Genomic DNA, 21,088 nt, shown 5'->3' with positions numbered 1-21,088 from the left:
TCTCACCGTGCCCGACGACCAGAACCCAACCGCCCCAGCGCACCCCACACCAGCCCCGGCCCCGGCCGCGCCGGACCAGCCACCCGCACCACCAGCTGGTGCGGTGCCGCCCGCTGATCAGGCCCCGGTGGACTACAAGGCGCTCTACGAACAGGCCCACGCCCGGCTGACCACAGCCGAGCAGACCGCCCGCGAGCACGCCGACAAGGCCGCCAAGTATGACCAGTACGAAGCCACCCAGCTGACCGATACCGAGAAGGCCACCGCGCGAGCGGACGCGGCCGAGCAGCAGGTCACCGCGCTGCGGCGGTTGGCGGTCGACGCGGAGATCCGCGCCGCCGCGTCCCGGTGGGCCGATCCGACCGACGCGCCGCGCTACCTCGACGACCGCGACAAGTACCTCACCCAGGCCGGGACGGTCGACACGGCCGCGATCACCGCGGACCTGGCGGCGGTACTGCTCGCCCGGCCGCACCTCGCCCGCCCCACCGACAGTCCGGCCGGGGACGGTGCGCGGCGGCCTGCGCCGGACCATTCGCAGGGTGCACGGACGCTCGGCCCGGCCGGGGTCGACGCGCAGATCGCCGAGGCCGAACGCACCGGCGACTGGGCCACCGCGATCAGCCTGAAAAACCAGCGCCTGGCCCAGCAAGCCACCACCCAGCCGCGCTAACCCACACCCCGTTCCTTCTGTCCTGTTTGGAGTCATGCTTATGCCCGGTGTGGCCGCGATCGCCAACACCTACAACAGCCCCAACTTCGTGGGCGAGTTGTTCGCTCTCACCCCGACCGACACGCCGTTCCTGTCCGCCATCGGCGGACTCACGGGCGGCAAGCGCGCCAACGGGATCGTGCACACCTGGAGCGTGTACGATCTGCGCCCACCGGACCCCAACCGGCAGCGCCCCGAAGGCGCCGACGCCCCTAACCCGGACACCCGGGTACGCGGCCAGGACCGCAACGTCCTGGAAATCCACCAGGAAACCGTGGGCGTCTCCTACACCCGCCAGGCAGCCCAGAACATGTACGCCGCCACCGGCTCCCCGAACCCGAACGCCGCCGCGATCGGCGGCACGAAGGCGGTGTTCAACGAGATGGATTGGCAGACCCGCCAGGCCCTCGTGCAGATCGGCCGGGACGTGGAGGTGGGGTTCCTGGTCGGCAAGATGGCCGAACCCACCGACAACTCCACGGTACGCAAGACCAAGGGCATCATGGAGGCCACCAAGACCAACGTGATCACCAACGCCCAGCCCGCGCCGTTGACCGAGAAGATGGTCCTCGACCTGTTGCAGAAAGTCTGGGAGAACGGCGGCATCCAGATCAGCGAGACCGCCACGCTGATGTGCAACGCCTGGCAGAAACGCATGCTCACCAACGAGTTCATCACCAAGAAGAACTACAAGGAAGAGACCCGCAACCTCGCAGGCGTCAGCGTGACCACCATCGAAACCGACTTCGGCCGCCTGAACGTCATGCTCAACCGCTACATACCCGCCGACGTCGTCCAGGTCGCCAGCCTCGACCAGTGCGCACCCGTCCTGCTCGAAACCCCCGGCAAAGGGTTCTTGTTCTCCGAACCGCTCGCCAAGACCGGCTCCACCGACAAGGCCCAGATCTACGGCGAGATCTCCCTGGAATACGGCCCAGAGATCGCCCACGGCAAGATCACCGGCCTGACAACCACCGGGGCCGCCTAATGAAGTTCACCAGCAGCCGCTACCCGCAACTGGTGGTCCACGACCTCGACGTGACCTTCGTAGACGGCGAAGCCGACGTGACGACGAAACCCACCATCGACGCCTTGAAGGCGCTCCCCGCAGAGATGGGAGTACGGGCAGCAGGCGGTCGACCGGCGAAGGACTCCAGCATCGAGTAGTCGTCATCGCTTTCTGCCCCACAAGAACGCACGGACGACATCGGCGAATGCCTTGACCACTTTGGCGAGCGCTTCTAGCTCTTCGCTGTTGCGGTTCCCGGCGAAGCGAAGCAACGCGAGAAAACACACCACGACTCCGATGGTCACAACGATCGGTGCCGAAGCCAGTACTGCCAACGAATCCATTCACAACCGCCATTCATCGCCGACGGTCCCGGCCTCGTCGGTTGATGTGGATGTTGTGTCTGGCTATTCAGTTGTCGTAAGCAGCAGCCCTCGTAGAGGGCTTTTGGCGTCGCCGGGCGCCAACCGGGTTGCTTCCCCCGGTTGAGGTGGTGGGGTTCAGAGACTCACCTCAGCGCCAACCGACGTGCGTCTCTAAATCGCGCCAGAATTGTAACGGCCGACAGATGTGGGGTGTTCGGATGCCCCTACCAGCTGGTTTGGCGACTGCCGTAGACGTTCAGGCTCGTACCGAGGTCGTGCTGAACGCGGAGCAACTCAGCCGGGCAGCGGTGTTGATCGCGGACGCGTCGGCGATCGTGTACGCCAAGGTCCCGGACTTGTCTCAGCCGCCACCGGCTACGGCGGTGGGTGTGATCTGTACGGCTGTGCTTCGTGCGATGGCGTCTCCTGCGGACGGCAACAAGTCCGAGACGATCGGGGAGCACACCCGCACCGCCGCGCATGAGGGCGGCGGGCTCTATCTCACGGAGGACGAGCTCGACCTGTTGCGTCCGCCATCCCCGGCACCTCGGGCGGCGTTCTCGATCTGGACCACCAGCCCACACCGACCTGGGGAGGCGTGATGCAGCTGCCTCACCGGCTGACGATCGTGACCCCGGTCGCGGTGGTCGACGAGTACGGCAACCCCAGCCCGACCCTGCACTACGGGCCGGGCGCGGACCGCCGCGAGATCTGGGCCAACGTCCAACCCGCCCGGTCACGCGGCGATCCCGCACCCGGCCGAGATCCGATCACCGCGTCGTGGTCGTTGTTCACCTACTCGCCGATCGCAGCGAGGGAACGCGTCGAATGGCGCGGCCTGGTGCTGCTGATCGAGGGCAGCCCCGCGACGTGGGCGGTCCGGTTCGGACGCATCCACTATCAGGCCACGCTGACGCACGTGGAGGGGTGACCGTCATGGAATTCGAGGTCGACCGGGTCGGGGTCGCCGAGCTGCTGCGCTCGCCGCAGTTCGCCGACGCCGTGCGCGAAGCGGCCGAGCAGGTCGCCGCCATCGCCCGCGCACAGGGCCACCAGGTCACCTCTGGTGAACCGCTGCCGGTGGAGGTGTTCGCCGACCCGAGCCTTGAGCGGCTCGGGTTCACCGTCGCGATCCGCCACCCGGCCGGGGTCGGGATGGAAGCCCACCACGGCGTGCTCAAGCGCGCCGCGGACACAGTCGGGCTGGACGTGCACGGCCTGGACGAGGACACGTGACCCACCCGATGCCGGTGCCGCGTGACCTGGCCGAGCTGGTGGTGTGGGAGCTGCGGCGCCTGCTCGCCGTCCGGCCGGACCCGGTCGCGGCGGGCGTGCAGGTGTCCACGGAGGTGGGGCGCGGTCGGGATGGTGGGCCGCCGTCGCTGCCGTGGCTGCTGGTCGCCGAGGACGCGCACACCTGGGCCTGGCCCGCTGTGCAGACGGCCACGGTCCGGTTGTCGGTGTGGCACCGCAGCCTGCATGCCAGCAAGGCCCTTGCCGCGCTGGCGCTCGCGGTGTTGTGCGATCCCGTCCTGACCGGCGACCAGCTGACCGGGCGGCCGGTGACGGGGCCGCTGGCCGGGACCGACCCCTACACCCACGCGCCGCTGGCGACCGCGGCCGTGGCGATCACCGCTCGCACTCCCACCCGCCCCTAATCCACACAGGAGGTTTCGTATTCATGGCGCTCAACTCAGCGCTGGTCCGTGTCGCGGGCGTCGGCGAGGTGTCACTCGGCCCGCCCGGCACCCAGGAGCCCGTCGACCTGGTCACCGCGCTCGCCGCGCCGTGGGCCGGTCTGGGCTTGTCCACGTCGGACGGTGTGACGATCAATCGCACCGTGGAGAAGGAAGGCACGGAGCACTGGCAGCAGCTCACCCCGGCCCGTTACGTCTACACCGGACAGTCGCTCACGGTGGCGTCGGTGTTCCAGGAAACCAAAGCTGCGGTCCTGTCCGCGTACTTCGGGGGCATGAAGTTCGTCGAAACCACACAAGGCTCGAAGAAGTACCGGGCGGAGATCTCGACCATCCCGCGCAGTGACGAACGCGCGGTGTGCCGCAGCACGGCCCGCAACTGGGTGATGGTCAACTCGGCCAGCACCTGCCGCGCCTGGGGTCCGATCACGTCCTGGAGAATCGGCGCGACCGCCGTCGCCCGGTCCCAGTGCCGCTGCGCCCTGCCCACCCGATCCAACAGACCAGGCTCGATCGCGCTGAAACTCTCCAACGACACCTCACCCGCACCGGCCGCTGTGCGCCACTTCTCCAACTCCGCACGCGCCGCCACCAGCTCACGCTCCGCCTTGGACGCGTCCGCGGCCTGCTCCTGCAACCGGAACAACCGGGCCGCGTCTGGCCGCTCCAACAGCTGCACCGCCTGCTCCATCAGCCACGCGTCCAGCAGATCCTGCTGACGCGACACACACCCCCGCGCCCGGCACTGATAGCGGCCCGTGCCCTCGTCGGTCGAGCGGGTCACCGGCGAGTCACACACCCCGCACACCGCGATACCCGACCACCAGTACTTCACCCGCTCACCATCACGCAGCGGCCCGGTACGAGTCTTGGACAGCAACAACGACAGCCGGGTGTGCTCGTCCCGGGTGATGATCGGCTCCCACTGAACCTTGATCGGCCGCGTCACCGGCTCGCCATGCTCGTCCGTGACCGTGCGGCCGTCCTGGTCGGTGACGACCTCGGTCATCACCTGGCCCTGATACACCCGCAGGCCCGCCGCTGGTTTCGACAGGGCGATCTTGGTGATCGTGGTCAGGCTCCACTGCATCGGCAGCACATACGGCACGTTGTCCTTGTTCAGCTGCGCGCGGATGTTGCGCGGCGCCTCGCCCGCCCGCACCCGTTCCACGATCTTCGTGGCCACCGCGCGGTGCTCCTCGCTGCTCATCCTGGCCAGCAGCCGCGCCCACTCATCTGGGTTCTGGTGCGCCTCGACCAGGCCACGGATCCTCTGCAAGAACCACCGCGGCCGTGGCGGCGGCACACCCTGGGCGTTCAACCGCTTCGCGATACCCGACCGCGACTTACCCGCCAAGATGTCATCAACGATCATCCGGACGACCTTGGCCTGCTCCGGGTCGATCACCCACCCGAGTGATTTACCGCTGTCCGGGTCGTACTGGAGCCGATACCCATACGCCACCCACCCCGACGGCTCACCATGCCGGGCCTTGTTCTTCAACCCGCGCTTGACGTCTGCGACAGATCGTCAACGAACGCCTCCGACTCCGTGGCGTCCCGGGCAGTGGCCTTCCGGTCAGCCGGGTCGCTCATGGCGTAGACCCGGTTGCCGTACCCCCAGTACCCACCCGTCTCGCTCAGCAGCCTGCGCAGTGCCGTGTAGTCATCCAACGAGCGCTGCATCCGAGCGTTGTTGAACGTCCACACGAAGTTGATCTCGCCAGCGGCCAGCATCGCCAACAGCTTCTCGTAGTTCGGCCGGTCCTCCTTGGCATACCACGACGCCGAGAAATCGTTGTCGACCAACACCGCCACGATCTCGACCTCGAACGCCTCGCAGAACTCCCGACCCTCGAACTCCTGCGACTCGACCGACGTGCCGCTGGCGCCCCCGTCCTCCGACGCCCGCACGTACAACACGCCCCGCAGCTTCGGCAACCCCTTCAACCGGCGAATGCCCGCCGCTAACGCCAGACTCATTTCTGCATCCCCCACAGATCAGCAGACCGACCATCAGACGTGATCAATACTACCGCTGACCTGCAAGGATGCCCCTGAATTCCTGTCATGTCTAAACACCATAAGTATGAACTTGGGTCTTCCCCAGGGAACCACGGACAGTCAAGAGGTCCGTATCGCTATCGCCGGGCCCGCCAGTTGGGGAGGCGGACCGCCTGACAGCCCGTGGTTGGCTTCGCCCAGGCCGACGGGCAGGAGACACCCCCGAAGCACCACTCTGCGCTTGCGCGCAGGGCGCCTGCACTGCGCTTGCGCGCGAGCCGACCCTGGTCGCTCTGCCCTTGCTCGCGATCCGTTACGGGCCGTCTTATGCAACTAGTTGCACTGCGTCGCGTTGCATATTACTGTCGGCCGCATGGCGTTGGAGCACGCGATCCTGGTGTCGCTGGAGGAGCGGTCCGGGTCGGGTTATGAGCTGGCCAGGCGGTTCGACAAGTCGATCGGCTTCTTCTGGGCCGCCAGTCACCAGCAGATCTACCGGACGCTCAAGCGGATGGTGCAGCTCGAGTGGGTGACCTGCACCGAGGTGGCCCAGGACGGCAGGCCGGACAAGAAGGTCTACGGGGTCGGCGAGGCCGGGCGGGCCGAACTGCGCCGGTGGCTGGCCGAACCCAGCGACCCGACTGTGCTGCGCAACGACCTGGCCGTGAAGATCCGCGGCGCGTCGTTCGGTGACATCCCCGCTCTGCTGGCCGAGATCGCCCGGCATCGGGACGCCCACGCCGAACGCCTTGACGTGTACCGGGTGATCGAGAAGCGCGACTTCCCCGATCCGGCCGTGCTGACCGGCCGGCACCTGCACCAGTACCTGGTGCTGCGCGCGGGGATCCGGGCCGAGCAGGGCCTGGTCGACTGGTTCGACGAGGTGCTCGAGGCCATGCGGCGTGACGGAGGCGAAGACCGGTGACCACCGAGTACCCGAACCTGCTCCGCCCGCTCGACCTGGGATTCACCACGCTGCCCAACCGGGTCCTGATGGGCTCGATGCACACCGGTCTGGAGGACCGGGCCCGTGACTTCGACAAGCTCGCCGCGTACTTCGCCGAACGGGCCCGCGGTGGGGTCGGGCTCATGGTCACCGGCGGGTTCGCGCCCAACCGGACCGGCTGGCTGCTGCCTTTCGCGTCCAAGCTGAGCACGCACGCCGAGGCACGCAGGCACCGGGTGATCACCGACGCGGTGCACGCCGAAGGCGGCAGGATCGCGCTTCAGGTGTTGCACGCGGGCCGCTACTCCTACCACCCGTTGTCGGTGTCCGCGTCCGCGATCAAGTCCCCGATCAACCCGTTCCGCCCGCGTGCGCTCTCCGACAGCGGTGTCCGCGGCACGATCGCCGACTTCGCCAGGTCCGCGGCGCTGGCAAGGGAAGCGGGCTACGACGGCATCGAGATCATGGGCTCCGAAGGCTACTTGATCAACCAGTTCCTCGCGCCGCGCACCAACAAACGCACCGACCGGTGGGGCGGCTCACCGGAGAACCGGCGCCGGATCGCCGTCGAGATCGTCCGGCGCAGCAGGCAGGCGGCCGGACCGGACTTCATCATCGTCTACCGCCTGTCCATGGTGGACCTCGTCGAGGGCGGGCAGACCTGGGACGAGATCGTCGCGCTGGCCAAGGAGGTCGAGGCCGCGGGCGCGACGCTGATCAACACCGGTATCGGCTGGCACGAGGCACGCGTCCCGACCATCGTCACCTCGGTCCCGCGCGCCGCGTTCACCGGCGTCACCGCGAAACTGCGCCCGCACGTCGGCATCCCGGTGATCACCTCCAACCGGATCAACATGCCGCAGGTGGCCGAGGAAGTGCTCGCCCGCGGCGACGCGGACATGGTGTCGATGGCCCGCCCGTTCCTGGCCGACCCGCAGTGGGTGCGCAAGGCGGAGACCGGCAGGACTGACGAGATCAACACCTGCATCGCCTGCAACCAGGCCTGCCTCGACCACACCTTCGCGGCCAAGAAGGCCACCTGCATGGTCAACCCGATGGCGGCGAAGGAGACCGAGCTGGTGCTGCTGCCCGCCAGGAAGGTCAAGCGGGTCGCGGTCGTCGGCGCGGGCCCGGCCGGGCTTTCCGCGGCTGTCGCGGCGGCCGAGCGCGGGCACCGCGTCGACCTCTTCGAAGCCGAGGACGACATCGGCGGCCAGTTCGACATCGCCGGCCGGATCCCCGGCAAGGAGGAGTTCGCCGAGACCATCCGGTTCTACCGGCGCAGGCTCGAGGTCACCGGCGTGACCGTGCGCCTCGGCCACCGCGTCACCGCCGCGGAGCTGACCGGGAAGGGGTACGACGAGGTGATCCTGGCGACCGGTGTCGTGCCGCGGGTCCCGGCGATCCCCGGCATCGGCCACCCGACAGTCATGTCCTATGTAGACGTTGTGCGGCACGGGAAACCGGTCGGTGAAAGGGTCGCGGTGATCGGGGCCGGAGGTATCGGTGTCGACGTGGCCGAGTTCCTCACCCACGCGGAGTCCCCGGCGCTGGACGTCCGGACCTGGCAGGCGGAATGGGGCGTGACCGACCCGGAGACCGCGCGCGGCGGTCTCACCGACCGCAAGCCGCTGCCGTCACCGCGTCACGTGTACCTGTTGCAGCGCAAGAAGTCCCGGATCGGCAAGGGATTGGGCAAGACCACCGGCTGGGTGCACAGGGCCGCACTGGCAGCCAAGAACGTCGAGCAGGTGACCGGCGTGAACTACGAACGCATCGACGACGCGGGCCTGCACATCACGTTCGGCGAGAAACGGGAGCGGCCGACCGTGCTCAAGGTCGACACGGTGGTGGTCTGCGCCGGGCAGGAGTCCTTGCGCGACCTGGTCGACGAGCTGGCAGGAGCAGGCGTCGTCACGCACGTCATCGGCGGCGCCGACGTGGCGGCCGAACTGGACGCCAAGCGAGCCATCGACCAGGGCACCCGCCTGGCCGCGAGCATCTGAAGGGACAGGACATGAACGCAGCAGACCGGTTCCGCGCCGCGATCGAGGCTGGCGACTTCGACGCGGCGGTGCGGGAGTTCACCGACGACATCGTGTTCCACAGCCCGGTGAAGTTCACGCCGTTCAAGGGCATCGAGACCGTGAGCGCCCTGTTCCGCGTACTGGGCCGCACCTTCGAGGAGTTCCGCTACGTCGGCGCCCTGTCCGGCCGCGGCGAGGCGGGCGACGGCGGGCCGGAAGTGGAGACGCACATGTTGCACTTCCGCACGCTCGTCAACGGCAAGAAGGTCGAGGGCATCCACCTGATCCAGCTCGACGGGAACGACCGGATCGCCACGTTCACCGTGATGATCCGGCCGATGTCGGCGTTGGTCACCGTCAGCGAGGCGATCCACGCCGGTCTCGTGGCGGACGGGGTCGTCGCGGCCACCTAGGAGTCCGAACGGGCCAGCGGATGATCTACGTAGTTCTCACCGACGCGATCACGCCTGCCGTCGCGAAGAGTGGGCTCCGTACCCCGTGAACGGAGGAAATGATCATGTCCAGCGCTGGCTCTTCTCCCCGCCGCTTGATCGGCGCCTGTGGTGTCCTGCTCGCTGTGCCGTTGGCTGTCCTCGGCGCCACCGCCGCACCCGCGCAGGCCGCTCAGGGCACCACCAGTCAGGCCGCACTGACCTGTCAGGGCCAGGGCGTCGACCGGACCGCCAAGGCTCGCTACCGGTCCGAGATCGTCATCCACGCGCCGTTGCACACGATCTGGAACCTCCAGACCGACGTGGAGGACTGGCCGTCGTGGCAGAAACCCGCAGCGCCCATGACCATCAAGCGACTGGACCCAGGCCCGCTGCGCAAGCACTCGCGCTTCAGGGCAACGATCCAGTTGCCACCCAACCCGCCCGCCCCGCCCGGCACAGTGGTCATCAGCTCCACCGTGCGGCAGTTGCAGCACGGCAAATGCATCCGCTGGACCGGACCGGCCGACGGACCCGGCTACCACATCGACGGCGTCCACGTCTGGAACTTCGTCAAGGTCCCCGGCGGTGTACTCGTGCGCACCGAGGAGAGCCACAGCGGCGAGCAGGCTGACCCGAACTCCGACATGGGACTGGAGGCCTGGCTGAAGGACCTCAAGGCCGCAGCCGAGACCCGTCCCTGCTCCTGATCACCCGGTGGTCAGGACGAGCCGTCCGAGGTCAGTGCGAGCCTGCCCGTTATGCCAAGGCCTCGGTCGGGGGCAGCCGGGCGGCACGGATCGCCGGGTAGACGCCCGCCAGCACGCCGATGACCACCGCGCCGCCCAGTCCGGCCGCGACAGCCTGCACCGGCAGCACAACCGGCCAGTCCTGGCGGGCGGCGTATCCCACCGTGCCGATGACGCCGACCAGCACACCCGTCACGCCGCCGAGACCGGCCAACGCGACCGACTCGGTCAGGAACTGACCGCGGATCTGGCCACGGCTGGCGCCCAGCGCGCGTCGCAAGCCGATCTCCTTGCGTCGTTCCAGGACGGACACGACCATGGTGTTCGCCACCCCGATCCCGCCGACCAGCAGCGCGACCCCGGACAACGCGAGGAACAGCGCGGACAGGCCCGCTTCGGTCAGGCGTTTGGCGGCCAGTGCGTCGCTGGGCCTGGTCACCTGCACCGCGTCCGGCCGCTCGGGGTTCACCGTCGCCGGGAGGACCGCCTGGACGGCTTCGATCGCCGATTCCGTCGCTTTGAGGTAGATCGTGGTCGGGTGGCCGTCGAAGCCCAGCTCTGCGGTCGCCGCCGCCCAGCCGATCAGCACGGCCCGGTCGATCTCCGGCGACAGCGGTGTGGTGTCGAGGGTGCCGATCACCGTGAACCAGCGGTTCTCGACCATGATCTGGTGTCCCGGCTCGGTGACACCGAGCCGGACGGCCGCGACGGACCCCAGCACGGCGGTGGGGAACCGTTCGGTCGCGGCGTCGAGGAACCGCCCTCGGGACACGTGGCCGTTGATCGCCGTGAGCAGGTCGACCCTGCTGGCGAGCACGGTCAGGCCGGTCGCTTCGGTGGGGTCGGCGCGATCCGACCGGCGCACCGTGGTTTCCGTGTTCGCGGTGGCACTGGCCGCGCTGACCGGCCCGATCCGCCGCACCATCTCGACGGACTCCCGGGGCAGCGGCACCGGCGGTCGCAGCTGCGGCACCCGCGCGGCGCGCAAGGTGTTGGTACCCAACGCGGACAGCTCGTCCATCAGTGCCTGCTGCGCGGACGCGGGGATACCGGTCACGACCATGAGGGTGGCTATCCCGACGGAGATCCCCAACGCCGACAACGCGGCACGCAGTTTGCGTGTCCGGATTCCCAGCAGGCCGACGGAGAGCAGATCGCGCGGCGTCACCGGGCCGCCCGCGTGTCGGCGACGACACGACCGTCGCGGATCTCGATCCGCCGGGGCAGCGCGGCGGCGATGTCGCGTTCGTGGGTGATCACGGCGATGGTGGATCCTTCCGAGTTCAACTTGACCAACAGCTCGAGCACGGCGGCGCTGTTGGTGCTGTCCAGTGCGCCGGTGGGTTCGTCGGCGAGGACGAGGGCGGGCTCGTTGACCAGCGCCCTGGCGATCGCGACGCGTTGGCGTTCCCCGCCGGACAGCTGGTGTGGCATGTGTCCGGACCGGTGCGACAGTCCCACCCGGGCCAACGCCTCCAACGCCCGGGGGCGCCGGTGTCGGCGTGGTGTGCCCGCGTAGGCCAGTCCGGTGGTCACGTTCTCCGCGGCGGACAGGCCGTCGAGCAGGTGGCACTGCTGGAAGACGAAGCCGAGGGATCGGCTGCGCAGCAGGGAGAGCCGTCGGTCGGGCAGCCCGGCCACGTCCTGCCCGGCGATGCGCACGACGCCGTCGCTCGGCCGCGTCAGCGTGCCCATGATCGTGAGCAGGGTCGATTTGCCCGATCCGGACGGCCCGACGATCGCGAGCAGCTCCCGTTCGTGGATCGTCAGCGAGACCCGGTCGAGGGCGCGCACGTCACCCGGGTAGACCATGCTGACGTCGGACACGGTCAGCACCGGCGTCACGACGTCGTCACCACCTGCAGCCCCTCGGCCACTTTCGGGCCGCTGACCTCCACCATCCCCTTGGCGAACAACCCGATTTCGACCGGGATCAGCGGGCCGTCCTTCGGCTGCAACGCGTATCCGCCCTCGCGCAGGGCCAGCAGCGCGCCGACGGGCACGGCCAGCACCCCGGTGCGCGTCTGGCCGGTGAATTCGGCGCGGACGGGTGCCGAGTCGATGGCGGCGACGGCCTGCGGGTCGTCCAGCGCGATCGCCACCGCCAGTTTCTGCTGCGGGTGGCCGGTGGTTTGCGCGGACGTCTTCTCGACGACGGTTCCGATGGAGCTGACAGTCCCCGAGGTGGTGGATTCGCCCGGCAGCGTCAGGCGGACCTTGTCGTCCTTTTTGACCGATGTGGTGGTGCTCGGTTCCATCTGGACGGTGACCACCTTGGCCTGTGCGCTGACCACCATCAGTTCGCTCGTCGCCAGGTCGCCGGGCTGCGCCTTGACCGCCGTGACCCGTACGGCGTCGTTCTGCACCACGATGTCGCTGATTTCGAGCGCGCCCGTGCGGGGGCGGCCGGTCGCGCCCTGCCAGCGTTTGATCGCCTCGATGAGGGCGGGGGTGAGCACCGCGTCCTCAGGCCCGACCTTGACCGGCGGCGGGCTGGTGGGTGGTGGAGCCGGGGCCGTGCCCGACGGTGGCGGGGAGCCTGCTTGCGGGGCGTGCTGGGTGATGGTGCTGCCCACACGAGGTTGCGTTCCGATGGGGTAGCCGAGGGCTTTCAGGTTGTCCGCCACCACGCGGACGTCCCGGCCCACCAGATCCGGCGTGTCGAGCCGCCGGAACAACGGAGTGCCGCCGTAGAACAACGCTGCCGGGCGGTCGTCGACCCGGTAGAGCGGCTGGCCCCGGGACACGGTGGTCCCGGGCGCGGGCAACCAGGTCACCCGTCCTTCGATTCCCTTCACGGTGCGCGGTGTGCCGTACCCCAGCGTGCCTGGCAGGGTCTGCGCCGCGGACAGATCGGTCCGCGCGACTGCGACCGTCTTCAGCTGCTGGTCGGCGGGCGTGGACGGGGGCGGTGGGGAACCGCCACCGGTGAGCCACAACGTCCCGCCCACCGCCACCACCGCGGCGGCGCAGCCTCCGATGATCCACCCCTTGGTCCTAGAGGTCGCCACTGAAGGCTTCCTTCTGGCACTCGAACTGGACCTTCGACTGCTGCTCGGCCGACAGGGTCTGCGGTCCGTCGTAGTTCCACCCGCCGCCGTTGGGCAGGGGCGTGACCTTCAAGCCGCGCTGGTTGAAGCAGTTGATCATCGCCCGGTAGCTGTCCATGTACCTCGGATTCGTCCGCGGATCCAACTCGGGCGGCTGCAACGGTTCCAGCTGCGCGCACTTCGCGTACTGCGCGGCGTACTTGGTGCGGTCCATGCTGTTGTTGTCCGGCGCCAGCACTGTCCCCGGTTTGCCGTTCGACGCGGGTTTCTGGCTGATCGGGACGCCGTTGTCGACAAGGCACTGCAAGAACGTCTGCCACCAGCGCGCCGTTTCCTCGTCCGTGGTGTCCAAGGTGGCTTGTGGGCGTCGCCCGGCCTGCGCTCCACCTCCGCCAGTCGCCGGTGGCGCGGCGGGCGTACTGATGGACGCCACGTCCTGAGCGGGGCCGCTGACCTGCGCGCCGCCGGTCTCGCCGGAACACCCGGCCAGCACCGTCAGAACTGTCAGCGCGGTGATCGCCAGCGACGGCACCAAGAGTCGTCTCATGGCGATCATCCTGCCGGGCGGGTATTAAGAATTTGTCAGACAAGTGTTCAGAGGTTTCCCCACGGCGAACCGCGGCTATTCTCGCCGCCATGTGCGCTCATGTCCTGGTCGCCGAGGACGACGAGAAACAGGCGGATGTCCTTCGCCGTTATCTCCTCGCCGAAGGCCACACCGTCGTGCTGGCATCCGACGGCCGCGCGGCGATCGACTACGTCCGTGCACACCGGCCCGACCTGCTCGTGCTGGACGTGATGATGCCCGGTGTGGACGGTATGGACGTGTGCCGGATCCTGCGGCGGGAGTCCGACGTCCTCGTGCTCATGCTCACCGCCCGGACCAGTGAGGACGACCTGCTGCTCGGGCTCGACCTCGGCGCGGACGACTACATGACGAAGCCGTACAGTCCCCGTGAGCTCACCACGCGCGTCCGTACCCTGCTGCGCCGGGTTCGCCAGGAAACGGTCGTCGCCGACGACGAACAGGTGCTGTGCGTCGGTCCGCTGCTCGTGGACCCGGCCAGGCACGAGGTCACCATGGCCGGGCGTGCGATCGACTGCACGCCGGGTGAGTTCCGCGTCATCACGGCGATGGCGAAACGGCCGGGCCGCGTTTTCACCCGTCCACAACTGCTGGGTCACGCGAGGGGCGACGATTCCTACGTCACCGAACGCACAATCGACGTGCACATCTCCAACCTCCGCAAGAAGATCGAACCCGATCCGCAACGGCCCGCGCACCTCGTCACCGTGTTCGGCGTCGGGTACAAGCTGGTGAGCGGCGATGCGTAAACGCCGCAGCCTGGTGGTGCGGCTGATCACCGTGTCCGTGCTCATCGCCGTCGGCGCCATCGCCGCCACCACCTGGCTGGCCGTACGCACCACGACGAACGCGATCCAGCAGGACCAAGGCCAGGCACTGGCCGGGGACGCCACCATCTACCGCGAACTGGTCCGGTTCGCGGCCATGAGCACCGACTGGCAGCACGTCGACTCGTTCGCGGGCCACCTCGCGTCGGCCACCGGCCGTCACATCGTGCTCACCACACCGGACCGCAGGACGATCGCCGACACCGGTGGGCCACGGACGCCGCTGCCTGCCGAGCCCGCCGCGGTCGTCGACCCGCTGCACACGGACCTGCCGCTGGTTCCCGAGGCCGCACCCAGCGGCATCCACCCCCTGGCGGTCGGCCCGTTCCGGCTGACCGACACGGAGTACGTCGGTCAACAAGATCTCGCCACCCAGCGTTCGTACTGCCTGCACGACAACGGATTCGCCGCGACGGTCCACGAGTTGCCGAACCGCAGGATCCAGGTCGAGCCCGCCGGTGGCTCGAAGGAGTCCGTGCCACCGTGGAAGTGCGACTTGATCCCGGTGGACCGGGCGACTCCGACCGAGGAGCAGGCCATCGCGCGGCTCACCACGAAGGTGAACGAATGCCTGAGCTCACAGGGTATGCCGCCGGTGAAGGTGAGTCTCGACTACACCACCACGAGCGTCGGCGGCAGCGCGCAAGTCGCCGATGCCTGCGTGAACTCCAGCAGACGCGATCTGCTGCGACCGTACGTGGCTCCCGCCGTGTTCTTGTTCGTCAGCAGTCCATCCGGCGCACCGGCGACCCCCGGATTCGAGCTGTCCGGCGACAACGTCACGCGGATCGTCACGCTCGCCGTCGTGGTGCTGGCGTTGACAGTGCTGCTCACTGTCCTGACAGCGACCCGTCTTACCCGGCCGTTGCGCGTGCTGACAGAAGCGGCACAACACAATCGGCGGGCGGCCGTCCGTTCGAACGACGAGATCGGGTACCTGGCGGCGGCGTTCAACGACCTGTCCGAACGGCGGGAGATCACCGAGGAACAACGCAAACGCATGGTCGGCGACATCGCACACGAACTGCGGAACCCGTTGACCGCCATGCGAGGCCAGTTGGAAGCCGCCCAGGACGGGCACCTGCCGACGGACGAGGAGCTGACCGCGTCCCTGCTTGAGGAAACCGTCCTCCTGCAGCACATCGTGGACGATCTGCAGATGCTGGCCACTGTGGACGCCGGGGAACTGCGGCTGCACCCCGAACCGGTCCGGGTCGCCGATCTGCTCGGCCTCGTCGTGGGCACCCATCGCGACCAGGCGGCCGCGGCTGACGTGCGCGTCGCCGTTCGGGTGCACGGCGATCCCGAGTTGGTCGCCGACCCGGTGCGAATCCGTCAAGTCGTGGCGAACCTGCTGTCCAACGCGATCCGCCACACACCGCCGGGTGGCTGCGTGACTGTCCGAACCTGGACCGCACTGGACGACGTCGTGATCGAGGTGAGCGACACAGGCAGCGGCATCAGTGCGACAGACCTGCCGCACGTGTTCGACCGTTTCTGGCGGGCGGACAAGTCCCGCAGCAGGCAAACGGGCGGTAGCGGCCTAGGCCTGGCCATCGTGCGCCAACTCGCGCACGCACACAACGGAACAGTGACCGCGGCGAGTCCACCGGGCGAAGGCGCGACGTTCACGCTCCGGCTGCCGCAATCATCCTGAGTGGACACGCGCCCCACCGGCGACGCACAGCCGGTGGGGCGCGTGGATTCCGGTCAGCCCTGGCGCGGTACGACGCGCAACGCGCCGAGTGGCATGGAGCCCTGGTTAGGCCATACGTCGACGTAGTAGTCGTCGATCCGGGTCCACGGACCGAAGACCTGCGCCTGGTACCGGCCGACGGGCACCTTGGTGAAGTCGAGCTTGCCGTTGGGGCCGCTCGTGGCGAAGGCCGCCATGCGCCCGGTGACCACGTCCCGCAGCCCGACCTTGGTGTTGGTCACCGCCTCGCCTTCGTCGACGGTGTAGTCGCCATCCTTGTCGTGGAAGATCTCGCCAGAGGTGTCACCGGTCTTCGTGCTCCGCACCTTGGCATAGACCATCGGCGCTTGTGCCGCGCCGTCCAGGTACGCCTCGTCGTCGACGAAATCGCAAGCCACGGACACTATGCCGTAGTCGTCCCCGCGCTGCGGGACAGTGCCCGAGACGCGGAACACCCTGGTCTGCCCCGGCTTGATGGCCGCACCCGGCCCGCCGTAGGCCAGTTCACCCCACGCGGGCGGTGTGGTCACCAGGTGCTGTGCCGCGCCGTAGCGATCGCAGCCTGCTTTGATCTCGGTCAGCGGATACCGGCCGGTGTTGGTCAGGGTGACCAACAGCCTCGCCGAGTCGCCTGCCCCGTACGAACCCCGGTCCAGCGCCACCGACGCCTTCAGGCTCTCGGACATCGGACGCCGCGCCCGCACCTTCAGCTCGGCCGCCGTGCCCGTGCCGTCCAGCCGCAGCCTGGAGTTGTACGGAAGCAGCAGGCCCGCGGGCGCCTTGCCGTAGTTCAGGTCGTAGAACCCGACGGGGACGTCGGTGAAGGAGAACCGGCCGTCCGGGCCGCTGACCGATTCCCGGTAGGGCTTGTAGTCCTTCTCCACCTTCAAGGAGATCCCGGGGAGCTCCTCGCCGGGGTCGAGCACGCGGTTCTCGTTGGCGTCGGTGAACACCACGCCCGCGATCCTGTCGGTCACGTCTCCCGGTACGAGTGGGAAGGTGAACTCGGTCGCGGCGGCCAACTCCCAGTGCTGGGGAGAGGTCATCACGCCGATCGTGACCCGTGGCTGACCTGCCCAACTGGTCGTGTACCCGACCAGGTCGAGGGTCTTGGTCTCGCCGGGAGCCACCACCGCGCCGGGGCCGGGCCGTTCCATGTCGCCCCAGGTGCCGTAGCGGATGTCGAACGGCGACCCTTCGACGCTGCGCGCCGCTCCCCAGAGCCTGCGCGCCTCGGTACCGGTGTTGGTGACGCTGAACCTGATCGGGATGTCTTCCCGGTTACCGGCGACGAAAGGCCCCGCGCTGGTCACCGACGCACTCACCCGAAGAGTGTCGTCGGCGCTCGCCGGAGCCACCAGAAGTCCGCCCAACAGCAGGAACAAGGCGGTGAGCACGCTGATCGCGCGCGCGAACACGGTCATGCTGGTTTTCCTCCCCAGGGGGATCGGCCAGTGTCGGCCCCACGCCGTTTGTCTGGCTCCCCGCAACGGCAGAACACTACCGGTGTCCCTGCCCGACTGGTATGTGGTTTTCTTGCGGTCCGCCAACAGGATTCGTATCCCTGTTATGCAACATGAGGGCCGATTGGCGGTACCGGGACCCCTGCTTGTCCTTCGTGACGCGCTACTGTTTGCGACTGGCACATGGTTGCGCAATCCGAGTGGGGGACAATGGATCTGACTGTGAACGTGGAGCCTGACGAAACCGCTGACGAGCTTCGGTCGTTGCGGCAGTGGCTTTCGGACGTGGACGAGTTGCGGGGGAGGGTCACCGCGGTGGAAAGCCCACCGGCGCCGGGGGCCTTGGGCCCGGTGCCGGACGCTCTCGTGGTGGCGCTGGGGCCTGGTGCCACGACGACAGCCTTGGCGACCGGCCTGGTCGCGTGGCTGCGTGACCGGCACGGCGAGATCCGGGTCAAGCTGACGCTGTCCGACCGCCGAACGGTCGAGCTGGCAGCCAAGAGCGTGGCCGGACTCGATGCCGAGGCTGTCGAGAAACAGGTCGCCGAGCTGAGCAGATTGATCGCCAGCGACGGAAAGGACTGGATGGACCGGCCGGACGGTCCATGACCGACCTGGCCGGGGACGGTGTGCGGGTGCTGTGATCGACACAGCCACGCACGATGAGCCTTCGCTGACGTCGGTGCCGTCGATCACCTCGACGCTCGACGACCTCAGCGTGGCGATCGAGCGCCGGTGCGGCGTGCCTTCGAAGGCGCTGCACCGGTTGCTCGACCCGCCGGACGCCCGCTCGATGGCGGTGCCCTCGCCGAGATGAGGCGACCGGTCTACTTGAGGTCGGCCACGCTCGCGACGACCACGCCGTAGAGGTCGGTGATGGTCGCCAATGCGCTGTTGTGCAGTTGCTCGGCGCTCACTTCCGCGACCGGTGTCGTCAACGGGCGGGTGGCGCAGGCGTCGGCGACCACAGTCGGGTGGTTGCCACGCAGGAACGCGCCTTCGGTGGTGAAGGTGACGCACATGTTGGTCATGAAGCCGGCGATGACCACGTTCTCGTGGCCGGCCGCGTCGACCCGCTCGCCCAGGTCGGTGTTGACGAAGGCGTTCGGTGCGCCTTTGACGACGACCGGTTCGCCCTCGGCCGGGGCGACGTCCGGGTGGATGCCGCCGATCTCGGCCCGCACGTCGTACGGCGTGCCCGGTCCGCCGTCGTTGACGACGTGGATGACTGCCGTCCCGGCGGCGCGGGCTCGGGCGAGCAGGTCCTTGGCGGCGGTCAGCGCGGGCCGCCACCCGTCCAGTTCCATCACACCCCGCGTGTACGTGTTCTGGTAGTCGACCATGATCAGCGTCGATTCGGCCAGCGTCGCCGGGGTCTGGCCGAGCCCGTTGAGCTCCCGCAGCGTCGTCCTCGCCATGTTCGGATATCCTCTCGATCGTTTGCCTGCCAGGTTCCTGACCAGGCACTTGTGACGCTAGACTCGGGCGTGGATGTCGGCAATGACATGTAACATGCAGAAACCGACATGGCGTCGGACCTGACCGGACGGAGCACGATGGCGACACGGGAACGGCTGGTCGTGGTGGTGCTGTTCGACCGGATCGACCTGCTCGACGTGACCGGCCCCGCCGAGGTCTTCTCGTTGCTCCAACGGGAAATGGAGCGTCCGACGGGCTACCGCGTCGTCCTCGCCGCCGAGTCGCCGGACCCGGTGACCACCTTCGCCGGGGTGCGCGTCCTGCCGGACGTGACCTTCGGGGAGCTGTCCGGGACGGCGATCGACACCCTGGTCGTGCCGGGAGCGGTGACGGTCGGCGAGGACCGCGAGATCACGGCCCGCTGCGACCCCGCCGTGGTCGAGACGGTCCGTCTGCTGGCCGTGCACACCCGCCGGGTGGCGTCCGTCTGCGTCGGGGCGCACATCCTCGCCGCTGCCGGGCTGCTCGACGGCAAGCGCGCCACCACGCACTGGTCCACCGCCCGGCAACTCGCCGCGGAGCACCCGGCGGTGACCGTCGACGCCGACCCGATCTTCATCCGCGACGGCAGCGTGTGGACCGGTGCCGGGCTGAGTGCCTGCCTCGATCTGGCGTTGGCGCTGGTGGCCGACGACTTCGGTGCCGAACTGGCCTCCCGGGTCGCCCGCCAGCTGGTGATGTTCCTGCGGCGGCCGGGCGGGCAGAGCCAGTTCAGCGTGTCGGTCGAGCCCGCGTCGGCGACGCGGCGGGTCGACGAGTTGCGGCACCACATCGCCGCCCACCTGGCGGAGCCGTTGACGGTCGCCGACCTCGCCGCGTACGCGCACGTCACGGACAGGCAGATCACGCGTGTGTTCAAGGCCGAACTCGGGATGACTCCCGCTGCCTACGTCGAACGCGCCCGGGTGGAGGCGGCCCGGCAGCGGTTGGAAACCACGGACGAGACCCTGTCCCGGATCGCGGGCACCTGTGGTTTCGGCACTGTCTCGACGCTGACCCGGTCCTTCCGGCGGACGTTGAACACGACGCCGAGCGAGTACCGGGAACGGTTCCGGATCGGATAGCCGCAGCAGGTCACCGCAGCAGGTCACCGGCCGAAGATCAACGCACGCAGCTGCGCGATCCGTTCGGGCGAGGCCACCACGTCGAGCGTGTCGAACGCGAGCGTCCATTCGCCGTCGCGGTTCAGGCGTTCGACGATGCCGAACTGCACAGTCCGCGGGTGGTCACCGGCCACGGACGCGGTCCCGATCCATTCCAGGTACGCGATCCCGTTCTGCCGCACCGCATGGCCTGCCCGCAGGTCGAGATCCACGGCGCCGAACAGTCGTCGTAGGTACGCCGCCTTGGCGGCACGTGAGGACAGCGGCGTGGACAGACCCGGCCCTGTCAGGCCGGTGCCGACGATCAGAGCGGCTGGGCGCTCGCTGTTCCACGCCCGCTGCCGCGGCTTCTCCTCGGCCGTAGACGCGCTCTCGCCGAGCCCGGCGAACAGGTTCGGCAGATCCGGCGCCACCGGCCGGAACAGCTCGGTCTGATCCCAGAACCGCCGTCCCTGCCGAACTTGTGCGCCTTCGAGCACCAGCCGGTGCATCGTGGTGAAGCTGACCGGTTTGCCCTGGACCGTGCCGGTGTTGCGCGCCTGCACGAACACGACTTTCCCGTCCGGGCTCGCTGTGGCGGTGAACGGATCGAACCGGTAGTCCGGAACCACCTCCAGCACGCCGACGATCTGCGCACGGATTTTCGGGCCGTCGATCGGTGCCGCCAATCCGCTGTCCATGAGTGTGGCGTCCGGCGTGAACAGGTTCATGTACGCCTCGACGGTCGGAGCCGCGCCCCATTGCCGATAGCTGTGCATGAACTCGCGGACGTTCGCCGGTAACGCGCTCGCGTACGCCGATCCGGCCGGTACCGCGACGGACATCAACACCGCGGCCACCAGAGCGATCAAACCTCTTGCTTTCGCCATGCCCCAAGGATGTCGATCTTGGCGCGTTCGGTCGATTACCTGACACGTAGCCAGCGACCGTCGTCGCTCTGGTCT

Annotated in this window: 26 protein-coding genes and 1 pseudogene; 17 read left to right on the top strand and 10 right to left on the bottom strand. The window is 68.6% G+C overall.

The features are described from left to right. Window positions 1-7 precede the first annotated feature (7 nt). From ALI144C_RS09760 to ALI144C_RS09750, 3 genes are read left to right on the top strand one after another with little or no spacing between them, the layout of a single operon-like run. Window positions 8-673, top strand: coding sequence for a hypothetical protein (locus ALI144C_RS09760; RefSeq protein ID WP_143230545.1), 666 nt, complete (start codon window positions 8-10; stop codon window positions 671-673). 34 nt (window positions 674-707) lie between these two features. After that, on the top strand, window positions 708-1,700 hold the full coding sequence (locus tag ALI144C_RS09755; protein ID WP_237774073.1) for an SU10 major capsid protein: 993 nt from the start codon (window positions 708-710) through the stop codon (window positions 1,698-1,700). Then, window positions 1,700-1,879, top strand: coding sequence for a hypothetical protein (locus ALI144C_RS09750; RefSeq protein WP_076986714.1), 180 nt, complete (start codon window positions 1,700-1,702; stop codon window positions 1,877-1,879). The genes ALI144C_RS09755 and ALI144C_RS09750 overlap by 1 nt, the downstream gene beginning before the upstream one ends. A gap of 3 nt (window positions 1,880-1,882) precedes the next feature. Here ALI144C_RS09750 and ALI144C_RS09745 read toward each other — a convergent pair whose 3' ends face one another. Beyond that, window positions 1,883-2,065 carry a hypothetical protein gene (locus ALI144C_RS09745; protein WP_076986713.1) on the bottom strand — a complete coding sequence of 61 codons (183 nt, stop codon included), beginning with the start codon at window positions 2,063-2,065 and terminating at the stop codon, window positions 1,883-1,885. A 239-nt stretch (window positions 2,066-2,304) separates the two neighbouring features. On the opposite strand from ALI144C_RS09745, the gene ALI144C_RS09740 reads away from it, so the two are divergent. From ALI144C_RS09740 to ALI144C_RS58985, 5 genes and pseudogenes are all read left to right on the top strand, one after another. Then, window positions 2,305-2,688, top strand: a complete 384-nt coding sequence (locus ALI144C_RS09740; protein ID WP_143230544.1) for a hypothetical protein — start codon at window positions 2,305-2,307, stop codon at window positions 2,686-2,688. Further along, on the top strand, window positions 2,688-3,017 hold the full coding sequence (locus ALI144C_RS09735) for a phage head completion protein (protein ID WP_076986711.1): 330 nt from the start codon (window positions 2,688-2,690) through the stop codon (window positions 3,015-3,017). The genes ALI144C_RS09740 and ALI144C_RS09735 overlap by 1 nt, the downstream gene beginning before the upstream one ends. Window positions 3,018-3,022: 5 nt before the next feature. Further along, entirely contained in the window at window positions 3,023-3,322 is a 300-nt protein-coding gene (locus tag ALI144C_RS09730) for a hypothetical protein (RefSeq protein ID WP_143230543.1), read from the top strand. Continuing rightward, window positions 3,319-3,744 (top strand): hypothetical protein, encoded by a 426-nt coding sequence (locus tag ALI144C_RS09725; RefSeq protein WP_076986709.1) that lies wholly within the window; start codon window positions 3,319-3,321, stop codon window positions 3,742-3,744. The genes ALI144C_RS09730 and ALI144C_RS09725 overlap by 4 nt, the downstream gene beginning before the upstream one ends. Window positions 3,745-3,767: 23 nt before the next feature. After that, a pseudogene (locus tag ALI144C_RS58985) lies at window positions 3,768-4,085 on the top strand (phage tail tube protein); the annotation flags it as partial. Here ALI144C_RS58985 and ALI144C_RS09720 read toward each other — a convergent pair. Both ALI144C_RS09720 and ALI144C_RS09715 read right to left on the bottom strand, forming a co-directional pair. Further along, window positions 3,980-5,191, bottom strand: a complete 1,212-nt coding sequence (locus ALI144C_RS09720) for a recombinase family protein (RefSeq protein ID WP_441297545.1) — start codon at window positions 5,189-5,191, stop codon at window positions 3,980-3,982. The pseudogene ALI144C_RS58985 and the gene ALI144C_RS09720 overlap by 106 nt on opposite strands. A gap of 92 nt (window positions 5,192-5,283) precedes the next feature. Beyond that, complete coding sequence (locus ALI144C_RS09715; RefSeq protein WP_083752881.1) at window positions 5,284-5,766, bottom strand: recombinase family protein; 483 nt, start codon at window positions 5,764-5,766, stop codon at window positions 5,284-5,286. A 394-nt stretch (window positions 5,767-6,160) separates the two neighbouring features. Between ALI144C_RS09715 and ALI144C_RS09710 the strand changes: the two genes are divergently transcribed. The 4 genes from ALI144C_RS09710 (at window position 6,161) to ALI144C_RS09695 (ending at window position 9,901) form a co-directional block, all read left to right on the top strand. After that, window positions 6,161-6,712 carry a PadR family transcriptional regulator gene (locus ALI144C_RS09710; protein ID WP_076986706.1) on the top strand — a complete coding sequence of 184 codons (552 nt, stop codon included), beginning with the start codon at window positions 6,161-6,163 and terminating at the stop codon, window positions 6,710-6,712. Continuing rightward, on the top strand, window positions 6,709-8,739 hold the full coding sequence (locus tag ALI144C_RS09705; protein ID WP_076986705.1) for an NADPH-dependent 2,4-dienoyl-CoA reductase: 2,031 nt from the start codon (window positions 6,709-6,711) through the stop codon (window positions 8,737-8,739). The genes ALI144C_RS09710 and ALI144C_RS09705 overlap by 4 nt, the downstream gene beginning before the upstream one ends. 11 nt (window positions 8,740-8,750) lie before the next feature. Further along, entirely contained in the window at window positions 8,751-9,173 is a 423-nt protein-coding gene (locus tag ALI144C_RS09700) for a nuclear transport factor 2 family protein (protein WP_076986704.1), read from the top strand. Between the two features lie 104 nt (window positions 9,174-9,277). Further along, window positions 9,278-9,901, top strand: a complete 624-nt coding sequence (locus ALI144C_RS09695; RefSeq protein ID WP_076986844.1) for an SRPBCC family protein — start codon at window positions 9,278-9,280, stop codon at window positions 9,899-9,901. A 49-nt stretch (window positions 9,902-9,950) separates the two neighbouring features. Here the strand turns inward: ALI144C_RS09695 and ALI144C_RS09690 are convergent, their stop codons facing one another. The 4 genes from ALI144C_RS09690 to ALI144C_RS09675 are packed head-to-tail and all read right to left on the bottom strand — an operon-like array spanning window position 9,951 to window position 13,537. Further along, window positions 9,951-11,108 carry an ABC transporter permease gene (locus ALI144C_RS09690; protein WP_076986703.1) on the bottom strand — a complete coding sequence of 386 codons (1,158 nt, stop codon included), beginning with the start codon at window positions 11,106-11,108 and terminating at the stop codon, window positions 9,951-9,953. Further along, window positions 11,105-11,785, bottom strand: a complete 681-nt coding sequence (locus tag ALI144C_RS09685) for an ABC transporter ATP-binding protein (RefSeq protein WP_202818904.1) — start codon at window positions 11,783-11,785, stop codon at window positions 11,105-11,107. Before ALI144C_RS09685 ends, ALI144C_RS09690 begins: the two co-directional genes overlap by 4 nt. Beyond that, window positions 11,782-12,951, bottom strand: a complete 1,170-nt coding sequence (locus ALI144C_RS09680; RefSeq protein WP_202818903.1) for a peptidoglycan-binding protein — start codon at window positions 12,949-12,951, stop codon at window positions 11,782-11,784. The genes ALI144C_RS09685 and ALI144C_RS09680 overlap by 4 nt, the downstream gene beginning before the upstream one ends. Beyond that, on the bottom strand, window positions 12,938-13,537 hold the full coding sequence (locus ALI144C_RS09675; protein ID WP_143230541.1) for a hypothetical protein: 600 nt from the start codon (window positions 13,535-13,537) through the stop codon (window positions 12,938-12,940). The genes ALI144C_RS09680 and ALI144C_RS09675 overlap by 14 nt, the downstream gene beginning before the upstream one ends. A gap of 89 nt (window positions 13,538-13,626) precedes the next feature. On the opposite strand from ALI144C_RS09675, the gene ALI144C_RS09670 reads away from it, so the two are divergent. Together ALI144C_RS09670 and ALI144C_RS09665 are read left to right on the top strand one after the other, a co-directional pair. Further along, complete coding sequence (locus ALI144C_RS09670) at window positions 13,627-14,325, top strand: response regulator transcription factor (protein WP_076986701.1); 699 nt, start codon at window positions 13,627-13,629, stop codon at window positions 14,323-14,325. Then, window positions 14,318-16,060, top strand: a complete 1,743-nt coding sequence (locus ALI144C_RS09665; RefSeq protein ID WP_076986700.1) for a sensor histidine kinase — start codon at window positions 14,318-14,320, stop codon at window positions 16,058-16,060. Before ALI144C_RS09670 ends, ALI144C_RS09665 begins: the two co-directional genes overlap by 8 nt. Window positions 16,061-16,113: 53 nt before the next feature. Here the strand turns inward: ALI144C_RS09665 and ALI144C_RS09660 are convergent, their stop codons facing one another. Next, on the bottom strand, window positions 16,114-17,523 hold the full coding sequence (locus tag ALI144C_RS09660) for a hypothetical protein (protein WP_076986699.1): 1,410 nt from the start codon (window positions 17,521-17,523) through the stop codon (window positions 16,114-16,116). 261 nt (window positions 17,524-17,784) lie between these two features. Here ALI144C_RS09660 and ALI144C_RS09655 point away from each other — a divergent pair, with 261 nt between their 5' ends. Together ALI144C_RS09655 and ALI144C_RS55385 are read left to right on the top strand one after the other, a co-directional pair. Continuing rightward, entirely contained in the window at window positions 17,785-18,171 is a 387-nt protein-coding gene (locus tag ALI144C_RS09655; protein ID WP_237774072.1) for an effector-associated constant component EACC1, read from the top strand. 31 nt (window positions 18,172-18,202) lie between these two features. Continuing rightward, window positions 18,203-18,379: a hypothetical protein gene (locus ALI144C_RS55385; RefSeq protein WP_168211215.1), complete on the top strand. Its 177-nt coding sequence runs from the start codon at window positions 18,203-18,205 to the stop codon at window positions 18,377-18,379. A 10-nt stretch (window positions 18,380-18,389) separates the two neighbouring features. On the opposite strand, the gene ALI144C_RS09650 is transcribed toward ALI144C_RS55385, so the two are convergent. After that, window positions 18,390-18,980 (bottom strand): cysteine hydrolase family protein, encoded by a 591-nt coding sequence (locus ALI144C_RS09650; protein ID WP_076986697.1) that lies wholly within the window; start codon window positions 18,978-18,980, stop codon window positions 18,390-18,392. 138 nt (window positions 18,981-19,118) lie between these two features. Between ALI144C_RS09650 and ALI144C_RS09645 the strand changes: the two genes are divergently transcribed. Next, a complete protein-coding gene (locus ALI144C_RS09645; RefSeq protein WP_076986841.1) occupies window positions 19,119-20,105 on the top strand; it encodes a GlxA family transcriptional regulator in 987 nt (328 codons plus the stop codon). A gap of 23 nt (window positions 20,106-20,128) precedes the next feature. Here the strand turns inward: ALI144C_RS09645 and ALI144C_RS09640 are convergent, their stop codons facing one another. Beyond that, window positions 20,129-21,013 (bottom strand): nuclear transport factor 2 family protein, encoded by an 885-nt coding sequence (locus ALI144C_RS09640; protein WP_143230540.1) that lies wholly within the window; start codon window positions 21,011-21,013, stop codon window positions 20,129-20,131. Window positions 21,014-21,088 lie beyond the last annotated feature (75 nt).

The sequence above is a fragment of the Actinosynnema sp. ALI-1.44 genome (assembly GCF_001984155.1).
GTDB lineage: Bacteria > Actinomycetota > Actinomycetes > Mycobacteriales > Pseudonocardiaceae > Kibdelosporangium.
This window is presented reverse-complemented; position numbering and strand designations above follow the sequence as displayed.